The 18259-nt window shown below is 70.3% G+C and carries 19 protein-coding genes; 4 read left to right on the plus strand and 15 right to left on the minus strand.

Going from position 1 to position 18259, the window contains the following annotated elements:
- Positions 1-95: 95 nt before the first annotated feature.
- From PG878_RS16465 to PG878_RS16475, 3 genes are all read right to left on the minus strand, one after another.
- The gene (locus PG878_RS16465) at positions 96-812 is read right to left on the minus strand and encodes an expansin EXLX1 family cellulose-binding protein (protein ID WP_209030745.1); all 717 of its coding nucleotides are present in this window, start codon (positions 810-812) and stop codon (positions 96-98) included.
- Positions 813-966: 154 nt separating this feature from the next.
- A complete protein-coding gene (locus PG878_RS16470; RefSeq protein ID WP_244672569.1) occupies positions 967-1368 on the minus strand; it encodes a VanZ family protein in 402 nt (133 codons plus the stop codon).
- Positions 1368-2552, minus strand: coding sequence for a class I SAM-dependent methyltransferase (locus PG878_RS16475; protein WP_244672568.1), 1185 nt, complete (start codon positions 2550-2552; stop codon positions 1368-1370). The genes PG878_RS16470 and PG878_RS16475 overlap by 1 nt, the downstream gene beginning before the upstream one ends.
- 54 nt (positions 2553-2606) lie before the next feature.
- On the opposite strand from PG878_RS16475, the gene PG878_RS16480 reads away from it, so the two are divergent.
- The gene (locus PG878_RS16480) at positions 2607-3341 is read left to right on the plus strand and encodes a pteridine reductase (protein ID WP_209030742.1); all 735 of its coding nucleotides are present in this window, start codon (positions 2607-2609) and stop codon (positions 3339-3341) included.
- A 118-nt stretch (positions 3342-3459) separates the two neighbouring features.
- On the opposite strand, the gene folK is transcribed toward PG878_RS16480, so the two are convergent.
- Positions 3460-3984, minus strand: coding sequence for a 2-amino-4-hydroxy-6-hydroxymethyldihydropteridine diphosphokinase (gene folK / locus PG878_RS16485; RefSeq protein WP_209030740.1), 525 nt, complete (start codon positions 3982-3984; stop codon positions 3460-3462).
- Positions 3985-4079: 95 nt separating this feature from the next.
- On the opposite strand from folK, the gene PG878_RS16490 reads away from it, so the two are divergent.
- Entirely contained in the window at positions 4080-4919 is an 840-nt protein-coding gene (locus PG878_RS16490; protein ID WP_209030738.1) for a proteasome-type protease, read from the plus strand.
- Positions 4920-5097: 178 nt separating this feature from the next.
- Here the strand turns inward: PG878_RS16490 and PG878_RS16495 are convergent, their stop codons facing one another.
- The 5 genes from PG878_RS16495 to PG878_RS16515 form a co-directional block, all read right to left on the minus strand.
- A complete protein-coding gene (locus PG878_RS16495; RefSeq protein ID WP_209030736.1) occupies positions 5098-6612 on the minus strand; it encodes an ATP-binding response regulator in 1515 nt (504 codons plus the stop codon).
- 6 nt (positions 6613-6618) lie between these two features.
- Complete coding sequence (locus PG878_RS16500) at positions 6619-7059, minus strand: response regulator (RefSeq protein ID WP_010343137.1); 441 nt, start codon at positions 7057-7059, stop codon at positions 6619-6621.
- The gene (locus PG878_RS16505) at positions 7056-8867 is read right to left on the minus strand and encodes a sensor histidine kinase (protein WP_209030734.1); all 1812 of its coding nucleotides are present in this window, start codon (positions 8865-8867) and stop codon (positions 7056-7058) included. The genes PG878_RS16500 and PG878_RS16505 overlap by 4 nt, the downstream gene beginning before the upstream one ends.
- Positions 8868-9065: 198 nt before the next feature.
- Positions 9066-9434 (minus strand): hypothetical protein, encoded by a 369-nt coding sequence (locus tag PG878_RS16510; RefSeq protein ID WP_209030733.1) that lies wholly within the window; start codon positions 9432-9434, stop codon positions 9066-9068.
- Positions 9435-9598: 164 nt separating this feature from the next.
- Entirely contained in the window at positions 9599-10015 is a 417-nt protein-coding gene (locus PG878_RS16515; RefSeq protein WP_209030732.1) for a BON domain-containing protein, read from the minus strand.
- A 145-nt stretch (positions 10016-10160) separates the two neighbouring features.
- On the opposite strand from PG878_RS16515, the gene PG878_RS16520 reads away from it, so the two are divergent.
- The gene (locus PG878_RS16520) at positions 10161-11201 is read left to right on the plus strand and encodes an oxidoreductase (RefSeq protein WP_209030731.1); all 1041 of its coding nucleotides are present in this window, start codon (positions 10161-10163) and stop codon (positions 11199-11201) included.
- Positions 11202-11211: 10 nt separating this feature from the next.
- Here the strand turns inward: PG878_RS16520 and gnd are convergent, their stop codons facing one another.
- Entirely contained in the window at positions 11212-12156 is a 945-nt protein-coding gene (gnd, locus tag PG878_RS16525) for a phosphogluconate dehydrogenase (NAD(+)-dependent, decarboxylating) (protein WP_209030730.1), read from the minus strand.
- A gap of 69 nt (positions 12157-12225) precedes the next feature.
- Positions 12226-13536, minus strand: a complete 1311-nt coding sequence (locus PG878_RS16530; protein ID WP_209030729.1) for a hypothetical protein — start codon at positions 13534-13536, stop codon at positions 12226-12228.
- A 182-nt stretch (positions 13537-13718) separates the two neighbouring features.
- Here PG878_RS16530 and PG878_RS16535 point away from each other — a divergent pair, with 182 nt between their 5' ends.
- Complete coding sequence (locus tag PG878_RS16535) at positions 13719-14609, plus strand: TIGR01777 family oxidoreductase (protein WP_209030728.1); 891 nt, start codon at positions 13719-13721, stop codon at positions 14607-14609.
- A gap of 146 nt (positions 14610-14755) precedes the next feature.
- On the opposite strand, the gene PG878_RS16540 is transcribed toward PG878_RS16535, so the two are convergent.
- The 4 genes from PG878_RS16540 to PG878_RS16555 all read right to left on the minus strand — a co-directional run bounded on the left by PG878_RS16540 (position 14756) and on the right by PG878_RS16555 (position 18251).
- Complete coding sequence (locus PG878_RS16540) at positions 14756-15124, minus strand: glycine zipper 2TM domain-containing protein (protein WP_209030726.1); 369 nt, start codon at positions 15122-15124, stop codon at positions 14756-14758.
- Positions 15125-15255: 131 nt separating this feature from the next.
- Positions 15256-15978, minus strand: a complete 723-nt coding sequence (locus PG878_RS16545) for a DUF2242 domain-containing protein (RefSeq protein ID WP_209030724.1) — start codon at positions 15976-15978, stop codon at positions 15256-15258.
- A gap of 124 nt (positions 15979-16102) precedes the next feature.
- Positions 16103-17152, minus strand: a complete 1050-nt coding sequence (locus PG878_RS16550; RefSeq protein WP_209030722.1) for a DNA methyltransferase — start codon at positions 17150-17152, stop codon at positions 16103-16105.
- Complete coding sequence (locus PG878_RS16555) at positions 17145-18251, minus strand: hypothetical protein (protein ID WP_209030720.1); 1107 nt, start codon at positions 18249-18251, stop codon at positions 17145-17147. The genes PG878_RS16550 and PG878_RS16555 overlap by 8 nt, the downstream gene beginning before the upstream one ends.
- Positions 18252-18259: the final 8 nt, after the last annotated feature.

The raw sequence follows: 18259 nt of genomic DNA on the forward strand, positions 1-18259 counted from the left end.
CGCCTGCGCTGCGGCGTCATCTCCGCAACGCAGGCACGCGTGTACCGATCGCACATGCACCGGCGCGCAACCGCCGGCGCATGCGCGAATGCGCCTCAGCGCGGGAACTGCACGTGCCCGTCGGCGAAGTACACGCCCTTGTCGCCCTGGCTGGGCAGTGCGGCGAGGGTGTCGGTGACCACCTGGCCACGGATATCGGTCAGGCGGATCTCCAGCAGTTGCGCGCCCATCTGTTCGCCGACGAAATGGTTGTACGCGGTCTTGGGCAGGCTGACCCAGTCACCGTTCTTCTTGTACTCGAACTTCACCACCGGATAGCGGTGGTTGCGCACCTGGATCGCCGCCCAGTATTGCGAACTGCCTTCCTTGATCCGGTACACGACGTTACCGGCGACCGGCGCGGCCACCACCTGCCAGCGGATCGGGATGCGCCCGGCGCTGGTGTCGCCGATCGCGGCGAAGGCATTGGGCGACAGGTCCAGCCCGCAGTCGGCGCCGTCCGGATACAGGTCGGTGACGTACACGGTGACCGTGCCGCGCGGCCCCTGCACCTGCAGATAGGCGCCGGCCAGCGCCGCCTGGATTCCGCCGAAGTTGAGCTGATTGGGGTTCAGCGCGGTGATCGTCGCAGTGGGGTCGATGGGATCCAGCAGCAGGGCGCCGCCGGAGTAGCCGGAGCTGGTGTAGGTGGCGGTGCCGCTGCAGACATCGTTCCAGGCAGCGTTGGCGGGTGCGGCGGCACTGACGGCCAGGCACAGCGCGGCGAACAGGCCGGCGCCGCGCGCGGCACGGGGGAAGTGACGTGCTTGCATGCATGTTCTCCTGCACAGGCGCGCGGAGTCGCCGCGCGGCGACCGGGCACCTGCCCGGCGCCGGCACTCTAGGACGCGGCGCGCCTGCCGTGCCTTGCGCGCGGCCGGGAAATCCAGCGTTTGGCCGACGGCGTAGACCGCGCCGCCGCCGCGCTCAACGACGGCGCAGGCTGCCGCGCTCCAGCCGCCACAGCAGATCGCGCCACGGCGTGGCCGCGGTGGCCATGCCGGCGGCCACGCCCAAGGCGTCGGCCAGGGCATCCAGCGGATCGGCCGAGCGCGTGGTGGTCCAGGCGCCCTGCGCGAACTCGATGCCCACGCCCAGCGCCAGCAGGCCCAGCGCGGCCCAGGTCCAGGCGCGCGGCCCGGCATACACCTGCACCGCCGCGGCGGCCAGCAGCAGGTAGGCGATGAAGTGCTCGGCCTTGTCGCTGTCGGGCAGGTCCGACAACTGCGGCGGGTGCGGCATCATGCACACGTAGATCAGCACCAGGATGCCCAGCCACCACAGCCCCAGCCACAGCCAGGGCCAACGGAAGTCGCGCACTGCCGCCATCACAGCCGCCAGGCCAGGTCGCCGGACAGGAACGCCGGCGCCAGCGACACGTCGCGCTCGAAGCCCATCACCTGGAAACGCTCGCCCATCTCGCTGGGCAGCGTGAGCTGCTTCACCTGCTGGCGCAGGCGCAGCCGCGCGGCCTCGTCGCTGCGCGCCTCCGCCTCGGCCAGCAGCGCGTCCAGGCCGTTGCCGAGCAGGAAGCTGGCCTGGTTGCAGTAGCCGGCCAGGTCGAAGCCCGCCCCGGTGCCGGCCTCGGCCAGCGCGGTGAAGTCCACCGACGCGGTCAGGTCCTGCAGGCCCGGCCAGCGGTACGGATCGGCATGCGTGCGATGCCGGTAGAACGCGCGCAAGGTGCCGTCGTCGCGCTCGGGCAGATAGAACTCGCGGCGCGGATAGCCGTAGTCCACGAACAGCATCGCGCCGCTGCGCAGGCCGCCGGCCACCGCCTGGATCCAGTACGGCAATTGCGGCAGCAGTTCGGAACGGTAGCCGTCGGCGAACGGCGTCTGCAGATAGCGCTCGAGGTGCCGCACCGCCGCCGCCAGCAGCGGATCGGCCGGCTGTTCGCCGCGGCGAAAGCGTCCCTCACCGTCCAGCATCACGGTCTCCTCGAACACCTCGCCGTCGCGCAGCGCGAAGCGCGGCGTCGGCAAGGCGTCGATCACCTCGTTGGCGAACAGCACGCCATTCCAGTCGTCGTCGAACGGCCGGTCCAGCCATTCCACCAGGTCGAACACCGGCGGGATCAACGTGCGCGCCAGGCGCTCGCGCTGGCGTTCGCGCAGGTCGGCGCTGGGTTCCAGGATCGCATAGCGCTCGGGCAGCGCATCCAGCGCCAGCAGGCGCTTGAGCATGACCTCGGCGAACGCGCCGCTGCCGCCGCCCACTTCCAGCATGCGCGCCTGCGGCCCGAGCTGCTGCAGCACCGGCGCCAGCGCATTGGACACGGTGGCGGCGAACAGCGGCCCCAGCTCCGGCGCAGTGACGAAATCGCCCTCTTCGCCGAACTTGCTGCTGCCGGCGCTGTAGTAGCCCAGGCCGGGCGCGTACAGCGCCAGCTCCATGAAGCGCGAGAAGGGAATGGCCCCGCCGGCGGCGGCGATCTCGGCGCGCACATGCGCGGCCAGGCGCTCGCTGTGGGCCAGTGCGGTGGCATCGGGCGAAGGAAGGTCGGTAGGCATGCGGTGCGCGATTGCGTGGACAATGCACAGCATAGCCGAGCATGGAACCCGCACATGACCCAGACCAAAGTCGCCCTGATCACCGGCAGCGCGCGGCGCATCGGCGCCGGCATCGCCCGGCGCCTGCACGCGGCCGGCTACGCCGTCGCCCTGCATGCGCACACCTCGCAGGCCGAACTGCAGGCGCTGGCGCAGGAACTGGAAACCATGCGTGCCGGCAGCACATTGACCCTGCAGGCCGACCTGCGCGACACCGCGCAGCTACCCGACCTGGTGGCGCAGTGCGTGGCCCGCTTCGGCCGGCTCGATGCGCTGGTCAACAACGCCTCCAACTTCTATCCCACACCGTTGCACGAGGCCACGCCGGCGCAATGGGACGACCTGTTCGCAGTCAACGCACGCGCGCCGCTGTTCCTGGCGCAGGCCGCGGCCGCGCAGCTGCGCCAGCATGGCGGCGCGATCGTCAACATGACCGACGTACACGCGGAAACGCCGCTGCGCGCGCATCCGCTGTACAGCGCGGCCAAGGCCGCCCTGGCGATGCTGACCCGCTCGCTGGCGCTGGAACTGGCGCCGCAGGTGCGCGTCAACGCCATCGCCCCCGGCGCGATCCTGTGGCCCGACGCCGGCAAGGACGCGGCCGCTCAGCAGGCCCTGCTGGCACGCACCCCACTGGCGCGCACCGGCCAGGTCGAGGAAATCGCCGACACCGTGCGCTGGCTGCTCGACGACGCCAGCTTCGTCACCGGGCAGACCGTGCGGGTGGATGGCGGCCGCGGGCTGACTTGAAGGCTGGGAATCGGGAATCGGGAATGGGGAATCGGCAAGCGCGACCTCATTCCAGTCATTGCTGAGAGCCACACCAGACCGCGCCATGACAGCACGACGATCGGCCCGGCACCCTGCTCTACCGATTCCCCACTCCCGCTTCCCCATTCCCGGCTTCATCATCCAACTCGACCACCTCGAACGCCCTGCCATGCTCCGCATGCGCCTGCCATAGCGCGCCCAGGGATTGGCCGCTGACCGGATCGACGAAATCGGCAGCGATGTCGGCCAGCGGCTTGAGCACGAAGGCGTGGCGCAGTTCGGGACGCGGGATGCGCAGGTGGCCGGGGCCTTCGACGATGCGGTCGCCGTAGAACACCACGTCGATGTCCAGGGTGCGGTCGCTGAAACGCGGACCGCTGCGATCGCGGCCATGCGCGTCCTCCAGCGCATGCAGCCAGTCGTCCAGCGGCGCCAGCTCCCAATCGGTCTGCAGCGCCACCGCGTTGTTCAGGAACGCCGGCCCGTCGAAGCCGACCGCCGCGGTGCGATAGGTCGGCGACACCGCGATCGCGCCGAACTGCCGGCGCAGCGCCGCGATCGCCGCGGCCAGGTGGTGATGCGGGCGCAGATTGCTGCCCAGGCTCAGAAGCACGGTGGTCATGCACTATTCGCGCATGCCGCGGCCGCGAGCGTCAACGGCTAGCCAGCCCGCGCCAGCCCGCATAGAATCCAGCTGCACCCGGTTTCGGCATCGCCATGACATATTGCGTCGGCATCGAAGTGGACGAAGGCCTGGTCTTCGCCGCTGACACCCGCACCAACGCCTCGCTGGACGACGTCCGCGTGCACCGCAAGCTGCACGTGTTCGAGTATCCGGGCCAGGCGGTGTTCGCACTGATGTCGGCCGGCAATCTGGCGACCACCCAGCTGACCATGTCGCGCCTGCAGCGCGATGCCGACGATCCCGAGGCGCCGCGCAGCCTGCGCACGTTCCGGCACCTGTTCGAGGTGGCCGAGTACGTCGGCGACGTGCTGGCCTCCAGCCAGATCAAGCTCTCCGAGCAATCCCAGCACAGCGGGGTCAACGTGCAGTCGACGCTGATCCTGGGCGGGCAGATCGCCGGCGAACGGCCCGGGCTGTACATGATCTATCCGCTCGGCAACGCCATCGCCACCTCGCCGGAGACGCCGTATCTGCAGATCGGCGAATCCAAGTACGGCAAGCCGATCCTGGACCGCATCATCCGGTCGGAGATGCAACTGGAAGACGCCGCGCGTACCGCATTGGTGTCGCTGGACTCGACCATCCGTTCCAACCTGTCGGTGGGCATGCCGATCGACCTGGCGCTGATCCGCCGCAACGACCTACGCGTGACCGAGCGCATGCGCCTGGAAGCCGACACCCCGCTGTACGCCGAGATCCACGACACCTGGTCGCGCAAGCTGGAGAACGCCGTGCGCACCCTGCCGCGCTTCCCCTGGGAACCGGCCCTGGCCGCCGACCACGACACCGAAGCCCGCGACGCCCTGCCGCCCCTGCCTCCCCGCCGCTCCCCCGCCCGCCGCGACCCGGAAGACCAGTCGGCGCAGCAGTGAGAGGCCGGGAGTGGGGAATCGGGATTCGGGATTCGCAAAAGCGGGTTTCTGGGTAGCTGACACAACGCGCTTAGAGCGACGCCGCGCTTCGCGCGAGAAGGGGCCACGGCTGTTGCTGTTGCCCTAAGCGAATCCCGAATCCCCAATCCCCAATCCCGACTTCCCGAATCCCAGCGCTTCAGCCGCTTTCAAGCGCATGCGCCACCGCCCGGAACACGCGCTGCATTTCCAGCGGCTTGCGCAGGACGTGCACGGCGATGTCGGCGGGGAAGTGGTCGCGCTCCAGGTTGGTGCCGGTGTCCTCGAGCACGATCGCCGGGCCCTGGTAGCCCAGGTCCTGCAGCGCCAGCAGCAGGTGCACCGCCGAGAGCAGGATGATGTCGCTGTCGACGATCACCAGCTCCGGCAGGCCGTGCTCCTCGACGTCGCGCAGCGCCGCGGCGCCGTCGGAGGCCAGTTGCGGGCGATAGCCCTGGCTGGACAGCGCATTGCCGAGCAGCGACAGGCGCGTGGCCTCGCCGTCGACCAGCAGCACGCGCTGGCCCTTGCCCATCGGCAACGACAGCTCAGGCTCGGTCGATGGCGCCGGCGCGCGCAGCGGGATCAGCATTTCGAAACAGGTGCCCTGGCCCGGCGTGCTGTCCACGCCGATCCGGCCGCCGTAGCTTTCGACGATGCGCTTGCACGAGATCAGGCCCAGGCCGGTGCCGTCCGGCTTGGTGGTGAAGAACGGGCTGAACAGCCGCGCCTGGGTCTCCGCGTCCATGCCGATGCCGCTGTCGCGGACCAGGATGCGCACCTGCTCGCTGCCGTCGGCACCGATCGCCGGGCTGGCCGAGAAACTCAGCTGGCCGCCGTCGGGCATCGCCTGGATCGCGTTGAGGCCGAGGTTGAGCAGGCACTGCTGCAGTTCGGTGTAATTGGCCTCGATCGACAGCGCCGAATCGGCCACCTCCACGTTCAGCGTCACCCGCTCCGGCAGGCTGCTCTTGAGCAGCATCTGCACCGCCTGGAACAGTTCGGCGATGCGCACCCGCTCGCTCGGCGTGCGCGAGCCGCGCACGAACGAGAGCATCGATTCGGCCATTTCGTGACCGCGCCGGCCGCACTCGGCGATGACGTCGGCCAGGTGCCGCAGTTGCGGGTCGTCGCTGCGACCGACGATCAGTTCCGGCACGATCAGCAGCGGCTGCAGGATGTTGCGCAGGTCGTGGCTGAGGCCGGCGGCGAGCAGGGCCAGGCTCTCCAGCCGCTGCGCGCGCATCAGTTCGCGCTCTACCCGCTGCCGCTCGCGTTCGGTGCGGGCCTCGCGGATCGCCCGCGCCACCGCCGACGGCAGGCGGGTCGGGTTGTGCTTGATGATGTAGTCGTTGGCGCCGTCGCGCAGGGCCTCCACCGCGGTCTCCTCGCCGATGGTGCCGGAGACGAAGATGAAGGGCACCGCGTTGCCGTCCTCGCGCACCACCCGCAGCGCCTCGTGCCCGGAGAAACCGGGCATGCTCAGGTCCGACAGCACGATGTCCGGGGCGAACTCGCCCAGCGCCTCGCGCAGGGTCGGCTCGCTTTCCACGCGGCGGAAGGTCGCCTCCAGGCCGGCGTCCAGCAACTGGTCGGACAGCAGCTCGGCATCCTCCGGCGAATCCTCGACCATGAGGATCCGGATCGGGCCAAGCCTGGGGCCGGTGGTGGGCATGCGCGCTTACTCTTTGTCCGGCGCCTGGTTGATCAGCGCCCAGAAGGTGCCCAGGGTCTTCACCGCGGTGAAGAACTGGTCCACGTCCACCGGCTTGACCACATACGCGTTCACGCCCAGGTCCCAGCTGCGGGCCAGGTCGCTTTCCTCGCGCGAGGACGACAGGATCACCACCGGCAAGCGCTTGAGCGATTCCTCGCTGCGCACCAGCTTGAGCACTTCCAGGCCGTCCATGCGCGGCATCTTGATGTCCAGCAGCAGCACCGCCGGCAGGCCTTCCTCGCGGTCGGCATAGGCGCCGCGGCGCAGCAGGTAGTCCATCGCCTCCACGCCGTCCTCGACGTGCACGATGGGATTGGCCAGACGCGCGTCGCGCAATGCATCCACCGCCATTTCGGCGTCGGCGGGGCTGTCTTCGGCAAGCAGGATGGTGCGGATGGCGGTCATGCAATGAACTCGGTAGAGGACGCTTCGGGCGCCGGGGGCAAGACGAAATGGAAGGTGGCGCCCTGGTCGGGGGCGGACTCGGCCCAGATGTGGCCGCCATGGCGGGCCAGCACGCGGCGCACGCTGGCCAGGCCGATGCCGGTGCCGGAATACTCGCTGGCCTTGTGCAGGCGCTGGAACACGCCGAACAGCTTGGCCGCGTAGGTCATGTCGAAGCCTGCGCCATTGTCGCGCACGCTGAAGTGATGGCTGCCGTCCGGCTGCACCTGGTAGCCGACCTCGATCTGCGCGACCTCGCGCTTGGCGCTGTACTTGACCGCATTGCCGAGCAGGTTCAGCCACAGCTGGCGCATCATGTTCTCGTCGGCGACCAGGATCGGCAACGGCGCGATGGTCCATTCGATGCGATGCCCGCTGTCGCCATGGTCGGACTGGTAGTTGGCGTCGAGCACCGAACGCGTCTCCGCCACCAGCGACTGCATGTCCACCGCCTGCAGGCGCAGCGCACTGCGGCCCAGCCGCGAGTACACCAGCAGATCGTCGATCAGCGAGGCCATGCGCCGCGCCGAGGTGCCGATCACCTCCAGGTAGTGCCGGCTCTTCTCGTCGGCGCCATCGCCCAGATGCCGCGCCAGCTTGTCGGCGAAGCCGGCCACGTGGCGCAGCGGCGCGCGCAGATCGTGCGAGACCGAGTAGCTGAACGCCTCCAGTTCGCGGTTGACCTCCGACACCTGCTCGACCTTGCCCTCCAGTTGCCGGTTCAGCTCCTGGATGCGCTGCTGGGCGCTCTTTTGCAGGGTGATGTCGCTGACCGTCATCAAGACCACTTCATCCTCGCTGTCCGGCAGCGGCATGCGCCGCGCATTCAGCAGCATGGTCCTTGGTACGCCGTCCGCGCCGAGTTGTTCGTGCTCGAAATCCCATAATTCGCGTCCGCGCAGCAGCACGTCGGCCAGGCGCTGGGCGATAATCGGATCCTGCCAGACGCCGTCACCGACATCGGTCAGCATCCTCGGCGGATCGGCCAGGTCCATGCCGTACAGTTCGGCAAAGGCGGTGTTGTGCATCAGCATCCGCTGCGCGTTGTCGAGCAGCACGATCGGCTCGCGCACGGTCTGCAACACCGCCGCGGCGCGACCGTTGGCGCGCAACATGTCGCGCTCGGCGTCCAGGCGCCGGCCGATCTGCCGTTGCAGCAGCCAGATCACCAGGCCCAGCAGCAGCAACTGCACGATCAGTGAGGTCCAACTGACCGCGGAGGCCAGCATGCGTCGCTGATCGGCGTCGGCGGTGCGCTCGACCAGCAGGTCGTCCTCGCGCCGCTGCAGTTCGTTGATCAGGCCGCGCACCGGGTTGTCGGCGGTCATGTCCTGGATCAGGGCGCGGATCCGCTCCGGATCGCGGGTCTGCGCGATCCGCTCGGCGATCAGGCCGCGTCGCTCCAGCGTGCTCTGCAGGCGACCGACGCGGATCTGCTGGTCCGGATTGTCGCGGGTCAGCTCGGCCAGGTGCGCAAGGGTCGGCTGCAGCGACTTGCGCGACTGCTCCAGGCGCGCGGTCAGGATCGGCGATTGCACGCCATGCGACATCGCCATCGCCGCCGATTCCATGTCGCGCAGATCCGCCTCCATCCCGTTCAGGGTGGCGGTCACTTCCTGGCTGTGCGCCACCCAGTCGGCCGCGCGCAGGGTGCTGGCATTCATCTGCCGCAGCAGCAGCGAGGGCAGGATGACGATCAGGACGACGGCCAAGGCCAGCAGCGGCAGGCGCCAGCGGTCCCAAGCATCGTGTTTGGCGATGGTCTGCATAGCGGATGCGTAAAAAGAAGGAACGGCTGCGGCCATCGCGGGCGCGCATTGTCGCCCATCTTCCCCGGCAGCAGATGAATTATTCAGCGGAAGCGCGACACCCCGAGCGCGGCATCGGCCATGACTCTATCCCAGCGCGTGCGCACGACGAAACGGCGGCATGTGGCCGCCCGCAGGAGGACTCCGCACCCACCGCGCTCAGGGCCGGCGCGCCGGGGGCGGGACCGAAGCGGCATTGGCGCCGACCAGGGTCCAGGCCGGCATGCCGGCGCGCACCAGCAGGAAATCGGCGTGGCTGTGCAGGCGCCGGCGCTCGGACTGGCTCAGGCCCTGATCCAGTTCCTGCATCAGCACGGAGAACGCCGGCCAGAAGCCGGCGTCGTCATGGAAAGTGGTCAGCAGCATGCTCAACTGCGCCTCGAGCCTGCGCACGGCCGGCAGCAACAGCGACGGCTGGGCGCCACGGCTCGACAGCGCGGCGCCGAGCGCTTCGGCCGCCGCGGCCGCGGGGCTCGCGGCCGGGTGGGCTTGGGTCTCCAACATCGCGCGTGATCCGTTGACGAACATGAAGGAATGATGTCTGAGCCGGTGTCAAAACGACGCGAAATGCGATGTCCGTCTCCTATTTCGAGCTTCCCAAAAAAAACGCACCCCGCGGGGTGCGTCTCAGGCCGGCTGTCGCGGGTGGGGCGCCTCGTCGCATCCCCACCCGCGGCCGCGGATCGCAATGCTTACTTCTTGGCGGCGGCACTGACCTTCAGGTCGGTCGCATCCACCTTCTTGACCCCGTCGATCTTCTTGGCGACCGCCACGGCCTTGTCCTTCTCCGCCTTGGTCGCGACCGCGCCGGAGAGCTTGACCGTGCCATTGACGGTATCGACCTTGATCTCGGTGCCCGACACGTTCTTGGTGGCCAGCAGATCGGCCTTCACCTTGGTGGTGATCCAGGTGTCGGTGACCGGCTCCTTGGAATCGTGGCGAGTGGCGTCATGGGCCGTGGTGTCGTGCTGCATGGTGTCCTGCTGACCCATGGTGCCGTGGTCCTTGGCGCTGGTGGTCTGACCCGCCGCGAACGCCTGGCCGGCGCCGAACGCGAAACCGGCCATCAGGGTGGCGCCGAGCAGGGTGCGTGCATTGATCGTCTTCATCGTGTCTTCCTCCGCTGAATGTGCGCGCAGTCTCCACCACGCCGTCGTACAGGCAGTGTGACCACGGAATCGCCGCAGCGTGAATGCGCACTGCGCGCCAGGGGCCGGGCGATACTGGCTGCCCGTCGCTTCCACCCGCGCCCCCATGTCCGACTTCAATCTCGCCCTGCTCGGCTTCGGCTACGTCGGCCGCACCTTCCACGCGCCGCTGATCGCACACACGCCCGGCCTGCACCTGCACACCGTGGTCTCGCGCCAGGCCGAGGCGGTGAATGCGGCCTGGCCACAAGCGCACGTGGTCGCCGATGCGGCGCAGGCCTTCGCCGATCCGCGGATCGATGCGGTGGTGATCGCCACGCCCAACCAGACCCACGCGCCGTTGGCGCTGGCCGCCCTGGCCCAGGGCAAGCACGTGCTGGTGGACAAGCCGTTCACCCTGGACCTGGCCGAGGCGCAGCAGGTGCTCGAACAGGCGCAGCGCGTCGGCCGCATCGTCAGCGTGTTCCAGAACCGGCGCTGGGACGGCGACTTCCTCGGCGTGCGCGCCTTGCTGGAGGCCGGCACGCTCGGCGAGATCGCCGAGTTCCATTCGCACTTCGACCGCCATCGTCCGCAGGTGGTCGACCGCTGGCGCGAACACGCACTGCCCGGCTCGGGGCTGTGGTTCGACCTGGGGCCGCACCTGCTCGACCAGGCGCTGCAGTTGTTCGGTCCACCGCAGGCGTTGCAGGCCGACCTGGCGCTGCAGCGCCCCGGCGCGCAGACGGTCGATTACGTGCACGCGGTGCTGCGCTATCCGCGGCTGCGGGTGGTGCTGCATGCCGGTTCGCTGGTCGCCGCCAACGGCCTGCGTTTTGCGATCCACGGCACCGGCGGCAGCTACGTCAAACACGGCCTGGATACGCAGGAAGCGCAGTTGCGCGCCGGCATGGTGCCGGGCGCGGCGGACTGGGGCGCCGATCCCCTGCCCGGCCAGTTGCGCCTGGTCGGCGCCGACGGCACGCATGCCGTGCAGACGCTGCCCGCGCATCGCGGCGATTACCGCGAATGCTACGCGGCGTTTCGCGAGGCGCTGGCCGGGCGCGGGCCTGCGCCGGTGGATGCGGCGCAGGCGCTGGCGGTGATGCGTCTGCTGGAGGCGGGCGTGCACAGCGCCGCCTCCGGTTGCAGCGTGACGCTGGCCTGAGCGCCGCGGCTCAGGCCGGACGCGTGCCGCCCGGCGCGGGCGCGGCGCCGCCCTCGTGCTTGATCGCATGGCCGCCGAACTGGTTGCGCATCGCCGCCAGCAGCTTGTCGGCGAACGAATCGTCGTCGCGCGAGCGCAGCCGCTCCAGCAGCGAGAGGGTGATCACCGGCGCCGGCACGTCCAGGTCGATGGCCTCGGCCACGGTCCAGCGGCCTTCGCCGGAATCCTCGACGAACGGCGCGATGCCGGCCAGGGTCGGATTGTCGCCCAGCGCATCGGCGCACAGGTCCAGCAGCCACGAACGCACCACGCTGCCCTGCCGCCAGACCTCGGCCACCTGGTGCAGGTCCAGCGCGAACTCCTGCTTGCGCCCCATCAGCGCAAAGCCTTCGGCGTAGGCCTGCATCATCCCGTACTCGATGCCGTTGTGGACCATCTTGGTGAAGTGGCCGGCGCCGCTGGGGCCGACGTGTCCCCAACCGGCATCGGCCGCCGGCGCCAGGGTCGCGAACACATCGTGCAGGCGCTGCACCGCGGCGGTGTCGCCGCCGATCATCAGGCTGTAGCCCTCGCGCAGTCCCCACACGCCGCCGCTGGTGCCGCAATCGACGTAGGCGATGCCGTGCGCGGCGAGTTCGCCGGCGCGGCGCATCGAATCCTTGTAGTAGGAATTGCCGCCGTCGATCACCACGTCGCCCTCGCCCAGCAGCGGCAGCAGCGCCGCCAGGGTGTCGTCGACGACCTTGCCGGCGGGCACCATCAGCCACACCGCGCGCGGCGCCGGCAGCGCCGCGATCAGCGCGGCCATGCTGTCGACCGCTTCCACCCCGCGCTGCTGCGCCGAACTGCGCGCGGCCTCGCCCAGGTCGAAACCGACCACGCGATGCCCGCCGCGCACCAGCCGCTCGGCCATGTTGGCGCCCATCCGGCCCAAGCCTACAAGTCCCAGTTCCATGCGTCGTTCCCGGTTCGAAAAAAGGAGGATTAGGGTCTCACGAAGCGGCGGCGCCGACGTGACGCGCAGCTAAGGCGGCGGTCCACCGGCGCGCGCCGAGCGCGACGCCTGGGCGCAGTCGCGCAACTGCAGGTCGCGCCAGCGCTGGTACAGCGTGGTGTGCAGGTTGTGCAGGGTCAGCTCGATCGCGAACGGCGTGCGCGGATTGCGGTCCAGCAGCCGCACCACGTGATAACCGATCGGCTTGACGCCCTTGGGATGCACGTAGACCTCAAAGCCCCGATAGAACGGATCGTCGAGCAGGGCGTCGAGTTGCGCGAGCACCGCCTGCTGCGCCGGATCCAGGCGTGCGCGCAGCGCCGGGTCGCGCGCGTACAGCAAGCGCTCGAAGCGCTCTCGCCCCGGACCGCGCAGCGCCTGCGCCAGTTCCCAGATGCGCCGGTTCTGGCCGTCGTAGTAGGCGAAGCCACCATGCGCGCGCAGCGACGCCGCGGCCTCGGCACTGACCGCGGCGACCACGAAGTTCTCCGCCTGGTTGTTGATGTCGTCCAGGTAGCGGCGCTCGAACACGTGCACGATGTAGCCGGGCGCACCGAGGAAGGCCGCACGGCCGCGTTGGGCGGTCCTGGCCGCCTTGCCGTCGGCGAAGAAGTCGCCGGCGTGCGCGCCGAGCAGGATGCTGTCGGTGTCGTGCAGGGTCAGGAAGGTGCCGATCGACAGCTCGTCGGCGCTGAACGCACGATCGAACGCGGCATCGCCATACAGTTCGCGCTGCGTCGCGAGTTGCGCGATCTGCCGGCCGACGCCGCATTCCGAGCGCACGTGGCCGCTGTAGAACGCCTCGATCGCCTGCGTATTGCCGCCGGCCGGACGGTAGCCGCGGCCAAAGCTGCGGAAGCGCTCCCAGCCTTGCGCGTGCGCGCCGCGCAGGCCGAAGCCGATCCAGCCCAGTTGCAGCGCCGAGAAGCGATAACCGGGATTGGCCTGCAGCCGCGCGACCGCGCGCGTGGTGGCCTCGCCCAGTTGCAGGAAGTACCCGCACTGCGTCGCCGGCGTGTCCAGCAAGGCGCGCAGCGCCTGCTGCCGTTGCGCGTCGCTCCAGGCCGCGGGCAAGGCCGCCTGCAGATCGCCGTGCGCCTGCGCCTCGGCCAGCGAACCGCGTTCGCAGGGGGCGCCGGCGGCAATCTGCGGCTGCGCCGCGGTGGTCGTGCCGATGCGCCAGCCGAGCCGCTCCACCAGGGCGGTCAGGCAGGCCGCGCTGGGCTGGTCGGCCGGCGCTGGCGCGGCCGTCGCCGCGGCACTGGTGAGCAGCGCGGCCAGCAGCAGGCCGACCCCGCGGCGCAGACGCGGCGGACACGCGAACCTCGGTGGTCGGATCATGGAGCGGACATCGCGAACAGAGCTTCCGTTGGCCACGTGGCGGCGGCGCCCGCGCAGCGTGCCGCCTCGCCCGTGCAGGCGTCGCGAAACCCATCACCGCCGCATCGGCGGCCCGGCATTCACTCTTCCGCCATGCCCGGCGCACCTACACTGCGGCTCCCTTGGCGCAAGCGATCCCCTGCATGCACGTGCTCGTTACCGGAGGCACCGGATTCATCGGCCGCGCACTGTGCGCTGCCCTGCTCGACGCCGGGCACAAGGTCAGCGTGCTCACCCGCGACCCGGCGCGCGCGGCGCGCCTGTTGCCGGCGGTGCAGGCGCTGGACGACGTGCGGCGCGCCACACCGGCCGACGCGGTGATCAACCTCGCCGGCGAACCGCTGACCGAGGGCCGCTGGAGCGCCACCCGCAAGCGCCGCTTCCGTACCTCGCGCATCGGCACCACCCGCATCCTGATCGACTGGATGAGCGGACTGGACGCCGCGCGGCGTCCGGGTTGCCTGATCTCCGGCTCGGCGATCGGCTACTACGGCGATCGCGGCGACGAGGTCCTGGACGAAACCAGCACGCCCGGCGACGACTTTTCCGCCGAGCTGTGCCGCGACTGGGAAGCGGAGGCGTTGCGCGCGCAGGAGTTGGGCGTGCGCACCAGCCTGGTCCGCACCGGCGTGGTACTGGGCCGCGACGGCGGCGCGCTGGCGCGGATGCTGCTGCCGTTCCGCTTCGGCATGGGCGGACGCATGGGCGATGGCCGCCAGTGGATGAGCTGGATCCACCGCGACGATCAGGTCGGGCTGCTGCTGTGGCTGCTGCAGCACGGCGGCGAAGGCGCCTACGACGCCACCGCGCCGGCGCCGGTGACCAATGCCGCGTTCGCGCAGCAACTCGCCGCCACCCTGCATCGTCCGGCGCTGCTGCCGATGCCGGCGGCGGCGCTGCGCCTGGGCTTCGGCGAGATGGCCGACCTGTTGCTGGGCAGCCAGCGCGTGCTGCCCGCACGCGCTCAGCGTGAGGGCTATGTGTTCCGCTATCCGCAACTGGAGACGGCGCTGCGCGACCTGCTCGCCGATTGAGCTGAGGCGCCGCCGCATCGCGCAACATCGCAGCTAGCACCCAGCACCCAAAAGAAAACGCCCCGGCGGAGGCCTCCGCCGGGGCGTGCTGCATCAGGTCGCCCAGTCGACGTCAGGCGCCGACCGACGGGATGCGATGGCAAAGCTCAGTAGCGCTTGCAGACGGTCTCGACCACGCGATTGCCGTTGGCCTGCTGACGCTGGCCCTGGATGTAGCGGCCGGTCGCGCCGCCGGCGACCGCGCCGCCGACCGTGGCCAGCTTGCGGCCATCGCCCTTGCCGACCTGGTTGCCCAGCAGGCCACCGATCGCCGCGCCCGCCAGAGTGCCGCCGATGCGGTCCGGGTCGGTGCTGTTCTTGCGCACCGCGACCTTCTTGCAGTGCACGCGGGTGCCGTCGCTGAAGCGGCGGCCATTGTCCTCGGGACCGTAATGGCGCTGCGCCTCGGCGAGCGGCGCGGCGGCCGTGGCGATGGCGAGCACGGAGAGACACAAGGCGGATTTGAGAGTGTTCATGCTGATTGCTCCTGGGTGGCGGAGCCGATGCACTAGCACCGCGCTCTCGACGGGCGCCACCTTCTCACCGGATTCGCGAATGGTTCGTGAAGCGAAATCGGCCGCATTCAGCTTGCGTAGCAGCGCCTGAATCAGTCGGCGGCGCCGGGTTCGTTGCTTGCCGGCGCCGCCGTGGCCGGCGCAGGTGCCGGCGGCGTGGGTACCGCGGCGGGCGTCGGTGACGGCTCGGTCGACGCGGCCGCTGCGGGCGCTGCCGGTGTCGGTGTCGGCGCCGGCGCAGCCATCGCCGCAGGCGCCGGCGGATGCGCAGGCGGCTCCGGTGCCGGCTTGCTCTTGGGCAGGTACTCGCTCATCAACTGGAAGAAGCGCTTGTAGAAGTCGCCGTCCTGCACGGTGCTGCTGGCGACCCGCACCATCGAGTCGTCGCTGCTGCCGATCGGCAGCGATACCGAGCCGAGTACGCCGACACCGACGCTGGCCGAGGTCGGGCTCTTCTTCAGCGCATAGCGGTCCTGCAGCGCGCTGACGAACACCCACGACTCGTCCTGTCCATGCGCCACGCACGACACGCGCAGTTCCAGTTGCTCATGCAACTCGTCGCTGGGCTGGAAGTTCTTGGTGCCTTCCACCGCATCGGCGGTGGCCTTGGAGACCACGTAGCCCTGGCTCAGCAGCGCGCGGCGCGCCGATTCGCAGGCCTGCGCCGGCTGCACCGGATAGTTGCGCGAATAGGTGTTGTCGGAGTTGAAGGTCTCTTTCACCAGGCCGTCCTGCTTGCGGGCGAAGCAGCCGCTCAGGCCGATCGCGATCAGCGCGAGCGCGGGAATGGCGAGAACCTTGGGGGTAGCGGACATAGGCCGTTGACCGGAGAGGGGGAACCGCGGCAAAGGATAGCCGCAAGCGCGTCGGCGCGGCCTTGACGCCGCCGCGGCCGCTCATCCCGCGGTTAGCGAGAGGCGCGGCCCCGCCGCCGTCGGCTCAGGCGGCGGCGGGTTCCAGCGCCAGGTCCACGCGCAGCAGGCCGCCGTCGCCGGCGCGGCGTTCGGCGCGCAGGTAATGATGGGCGTCGAGCAGTTGCAGGGTCGGCGGCGCCGCCAGCGGCTCGCCCCACAGGCTCAGCAGGAAGCCACGCGTGCGCAGCCAGTCGAGCAGCCGCAGCAGGCCGTCCAGATCCCGCGGCAGCAGCAGGTCGACGTCGCCGGGCAGGCGCGGTGCCGCCGCCGGATCGGCCAGCCAGCGCGGATAGCTGCCATACAACGCAAAGGCGAAACCGTCGGCGCGCAGTGCCTCCAGCAACTGCGCCGTGCCTGCCAGGTCGATGCGCTGGCGCCGGTGCTGGAAGATCAGGGCGTACTCGTGGCTGCGATCGTTGCGGGTGTCGCCGGGCGCCAGCGGCTGCGCGGTCTCGCGCGGGTAGCACAACACGCGCTCGGGACAGGGCACGAACAGACTGCCCAGGATCCGCGCCAGATCCCAGGCCTGCGGCACCGTGGTCTCGCCGAGTTGGACGTTCTCCACCATCGCGATGCAGAAGCCGTCCTCGCGCAGGACGCGGCGCACGCCATGGAATACCGCGCGCAGGCCATGCAGGTAGCTTGCATAGTCGGCGCTGGCGTAGAGCTGACCAGTCCCTGCCTCAGCCGGCCAGGCGCAGCCGAAGTACGGGACGTTGGTCAGACACAGGTCCACCGGCACGCTCGGCGCGCATTCCGGCAGGCCGCCGTCCAGCACCTCGGCGTGCAGGCCGAGCCGCTGCAGCCGTTCGCGCGCCAGCCGCGCGCGTGCCGCGTCGATCTCCAGGCCGACGCCGTGGCGGCCTTCCAGTTCGGCCGCGAGCAGCGTGCTGCCGAAGCCGCAGAACGGATCCAGCACCCGCGCGCCCGGCGCGCTGAAGTGGCGCACGAACGGCCGCATCTGCCCGACCCAGCCGCAGTCGCGCGCGCCCAGCGGATCGCGCTGGCGCAGGTCCTCCGGCAGCCGATGTTCCGGCGGATCCGGCAACGGCGTCCACCAGCTGCGGCTATCCATGCGGCGCCCGCCACAGCAGATCGCGGTCCGGCTGCCAGCCGGCGCACAGCCGGCCGTCGGCGAAGAACACCAGCTTGTAGATGTCGCCGCTGTCGTGCCGCGTCTGCATCGCGCCATAGTCGGAGGTCTCGAACACCACCTCCATGCCGTCGGCGGTGGCCAGGCGCAGGTTCCAGAAGTAGTAGCCCTCGGTGATCTGCAGCGGCTGCAGCGCGCGCCACCACGGCGCGGCCATGCAGGCGCCGAGCACCTGCTCCACCGCGACCCGCGCCTGCGTCAGGTAGCGCGCGGTGCCGCCGTCGCGGTAGCCGTCGCCGAGCCGCGAGAACTCGCGGAAGATCACAGTGCGCGCCCCGCAGGCGCGCGCCCAGTCCAGGTAGGCGGCGACGCCGTCGGCATCGGCGATGCCGCCGTGCTGCAGGATGCACACCATGCGCACTGGCAGCGCTTCGGCGATGCGCTGCGCGGTGGCGACGAAGACGCCCGCGTCGGCAATCGCTTCGCCGTCGCGGAAACGCATGATCGCGTCGTTGTGTGCCTGCTGCGGGTGGTGCCGCGACAGTTCGATCCACGACAGGCCGAAGCGCTGCAACGCCTGCAGCAACACCTCGCCCTGGCCGCGGGCGAAACCGGCGCCGTTGCTGTACAGCACCCGCTGCTCGACCAGCAGGTCCTCGCGCTCGGCCGCGCCCAGGGTCTGCAGCAGTTCCACGAACCAGTCTTCGTCGTCGGTCATCTCCAGCCCCGACAACGAATGCGACAGCGGCAGCCCGCGCAGTTGCGCCAGCGCCTGGCGCAGTTGCACGAAGTAGTCCGGCGGCGGCCGCAGGCTGGCTGCGGCGGTGCCGCCGGCCTGCGGCCGCAGGGTTTCCGAGCAGAAGCGGCAGCGCGCCGAACACGGCCGCACCGACGCGTAGGGGGTGAAGGTCACCGGCTGCGCGACGCGGTAGTCGCGCGCGCCGATGCGCTGCTGGCGCCAGCGCGAGGCATCCGCGGCGGCCGGCACCCGCCATTCCAGGTGCGGGGTGCTGGCGCGCAGGGCGGCGAACAGCGGCGAGCCGCCACTCAACGGCGGCGGACTCGGCAGGGACGCGTGCATGGCCGCCT

Origin of the sequence: Xanthomonas hawaiiensis (assembly GCF_031834635.1) — a bacterium.
GTDB lineage: Bacteria > Pseudomonadota > Gammaproteobacteria > Xanthomonadales > Xanthomonadaceae > Xanthomonas_A > Xanthomonas_A sacchari.

Excerpts from the sequence above, each read along its gene's own strand:
- PG878_RS16465 (WP_209030745.1), bottom strand. The coding sequence starts at position 812 with ATGCAAGCACGTCACTTCCCCCGTGCCGCGCGCGGCGCCGGCCTGTTC.
- PG878_RS16470 (WP_244672569.1), bottom strand. The coding sequence starts at position 1,368 with ATGGCGGCAGTGCGCGACTTCCGTTGGCCCTGGCTGTGGCTGGGGCTG.
- PG878_RS16475 (WP_244672568.1), bottom strand. The coding sequence starts at position 2,552 with ATGCCTACCGACCTTCCTTCGCCCGATGCCACCGCACTGGCCCACAGC.
- PG878_RS16480 (WP_209030742.1), top strand. The coding sequence starts at position 2,607 with ATGACCCAGACCAAAGTCGCCCTGATCACCGGCAGCGCGCGGCGCATC.
- folK (WP_209030740.1), bottom strand. The coding sequence starts at position 3,984 with ATGACCACCGTGCTTCTGAGCCTGGGCAGCAATCTGCGCCCGCATCAC.
- PG878_RS16490 (WP_209030738.1), top strand. The coding sequence starts at position 4,080 with ATGACATATTGCGTCGGCATCGAAGTGGACGAAGGCCTGGTCTTCGCC.
- PG878_RS16495 (WP_209030736.1), bottom strand. The coding sequence starts at position 6,612 with ATGCCCACCACCGGCCCCAGGCTTGGCCCGATCCGGATCCTCATGGTC.
- PG878_RS16500 (WP_010343137.1), bottom strand. The coding sequence starts at position 7,059 with ATGACCGCCATCCGCACCATCCTGCTTGCCGAAGACAGCCCCGCCGAC.
- PG878_RS16505 (WP_209030734.1), bottom strand. The coding sequence starts at position 8,867 with ATGCAGACCATCGCCAAACACGATGCTTGGGACCGCTGGCGCCTGCCG.
- PG878_RS16510 (WP_209030733.1), bottom strand. The coding sequence starts at position 9,434 with ATGTTCGTCAACGGATCACGCGCGATGTTGGAGACCCAAGCCCACCCG.
- PG878_RS16515 (WP_209030732.1), bottom strand. The coding sequence starts at position 10,015 with ATGAAGACGATCAATGCACGCACCCTGCTCGGCGCCACCCTGATGGCC.
- PG878_RS16520 (WP_209030731.1), top strand. The coding sequence starts at position 10,161 with ATGTCCGACTTCAATCTCGCCCTGCTCGGCTTCGGCTACGTCGGCCGC.
- gnd (WP_209030730.1), bottom strand. The coding sequence starts at position 12,156 with ATGGAACTGGGACTTGTAGGCTTGGGCCGGATGGGCGCCAACATGGCC.
- PG878_RS16530 (WP_209030729.1), bottom strand. The coding sequence starts at position 13,536 with ATGATCCGACCACCGAGGTTCGCGTGTCCGCCGCGTCTGCGCCGCGGG.
- PG878_RS16535 (WP_209030728.1), top strand. The coding sequence starts at position 13,719 with ATGCACGTGCTCGTTACCGGAGGCACCGGATTCATCGGCCGCGCACTG.
- PG878_RS16540 (WP_209030726.1), bottom strand. The coding sequence starts at position 15,124 with ATGAACACTCTCAAATCCGCCTTGTGTCTCTCCGTGCTCGCCATCGCC.
- PG878_RS16545 (WP_209030724.1), bottom strand. The coding sequence starts at position 15,978 with ATGTCCGCTACCCCCAAGGTTCTCGCCATTCCCGCGCTCGCGCTGATC.
- PG878_RS16550 (WP_209030722.1), bottom strand. The coding sequence starts at position 17,152 with ATGGATAGCCGCAGCTGGTGGACGCCGTTGCCGGATCCGCCGGAACAT.
- PG878_RS16555 (WP_209030720.1), bottom strand. The coding sequence starts at position 18,251 with ATGCACGCGTCCCTGCCGAGTCCGCCGCCGTTGAGTGGCGGCTCGCCG.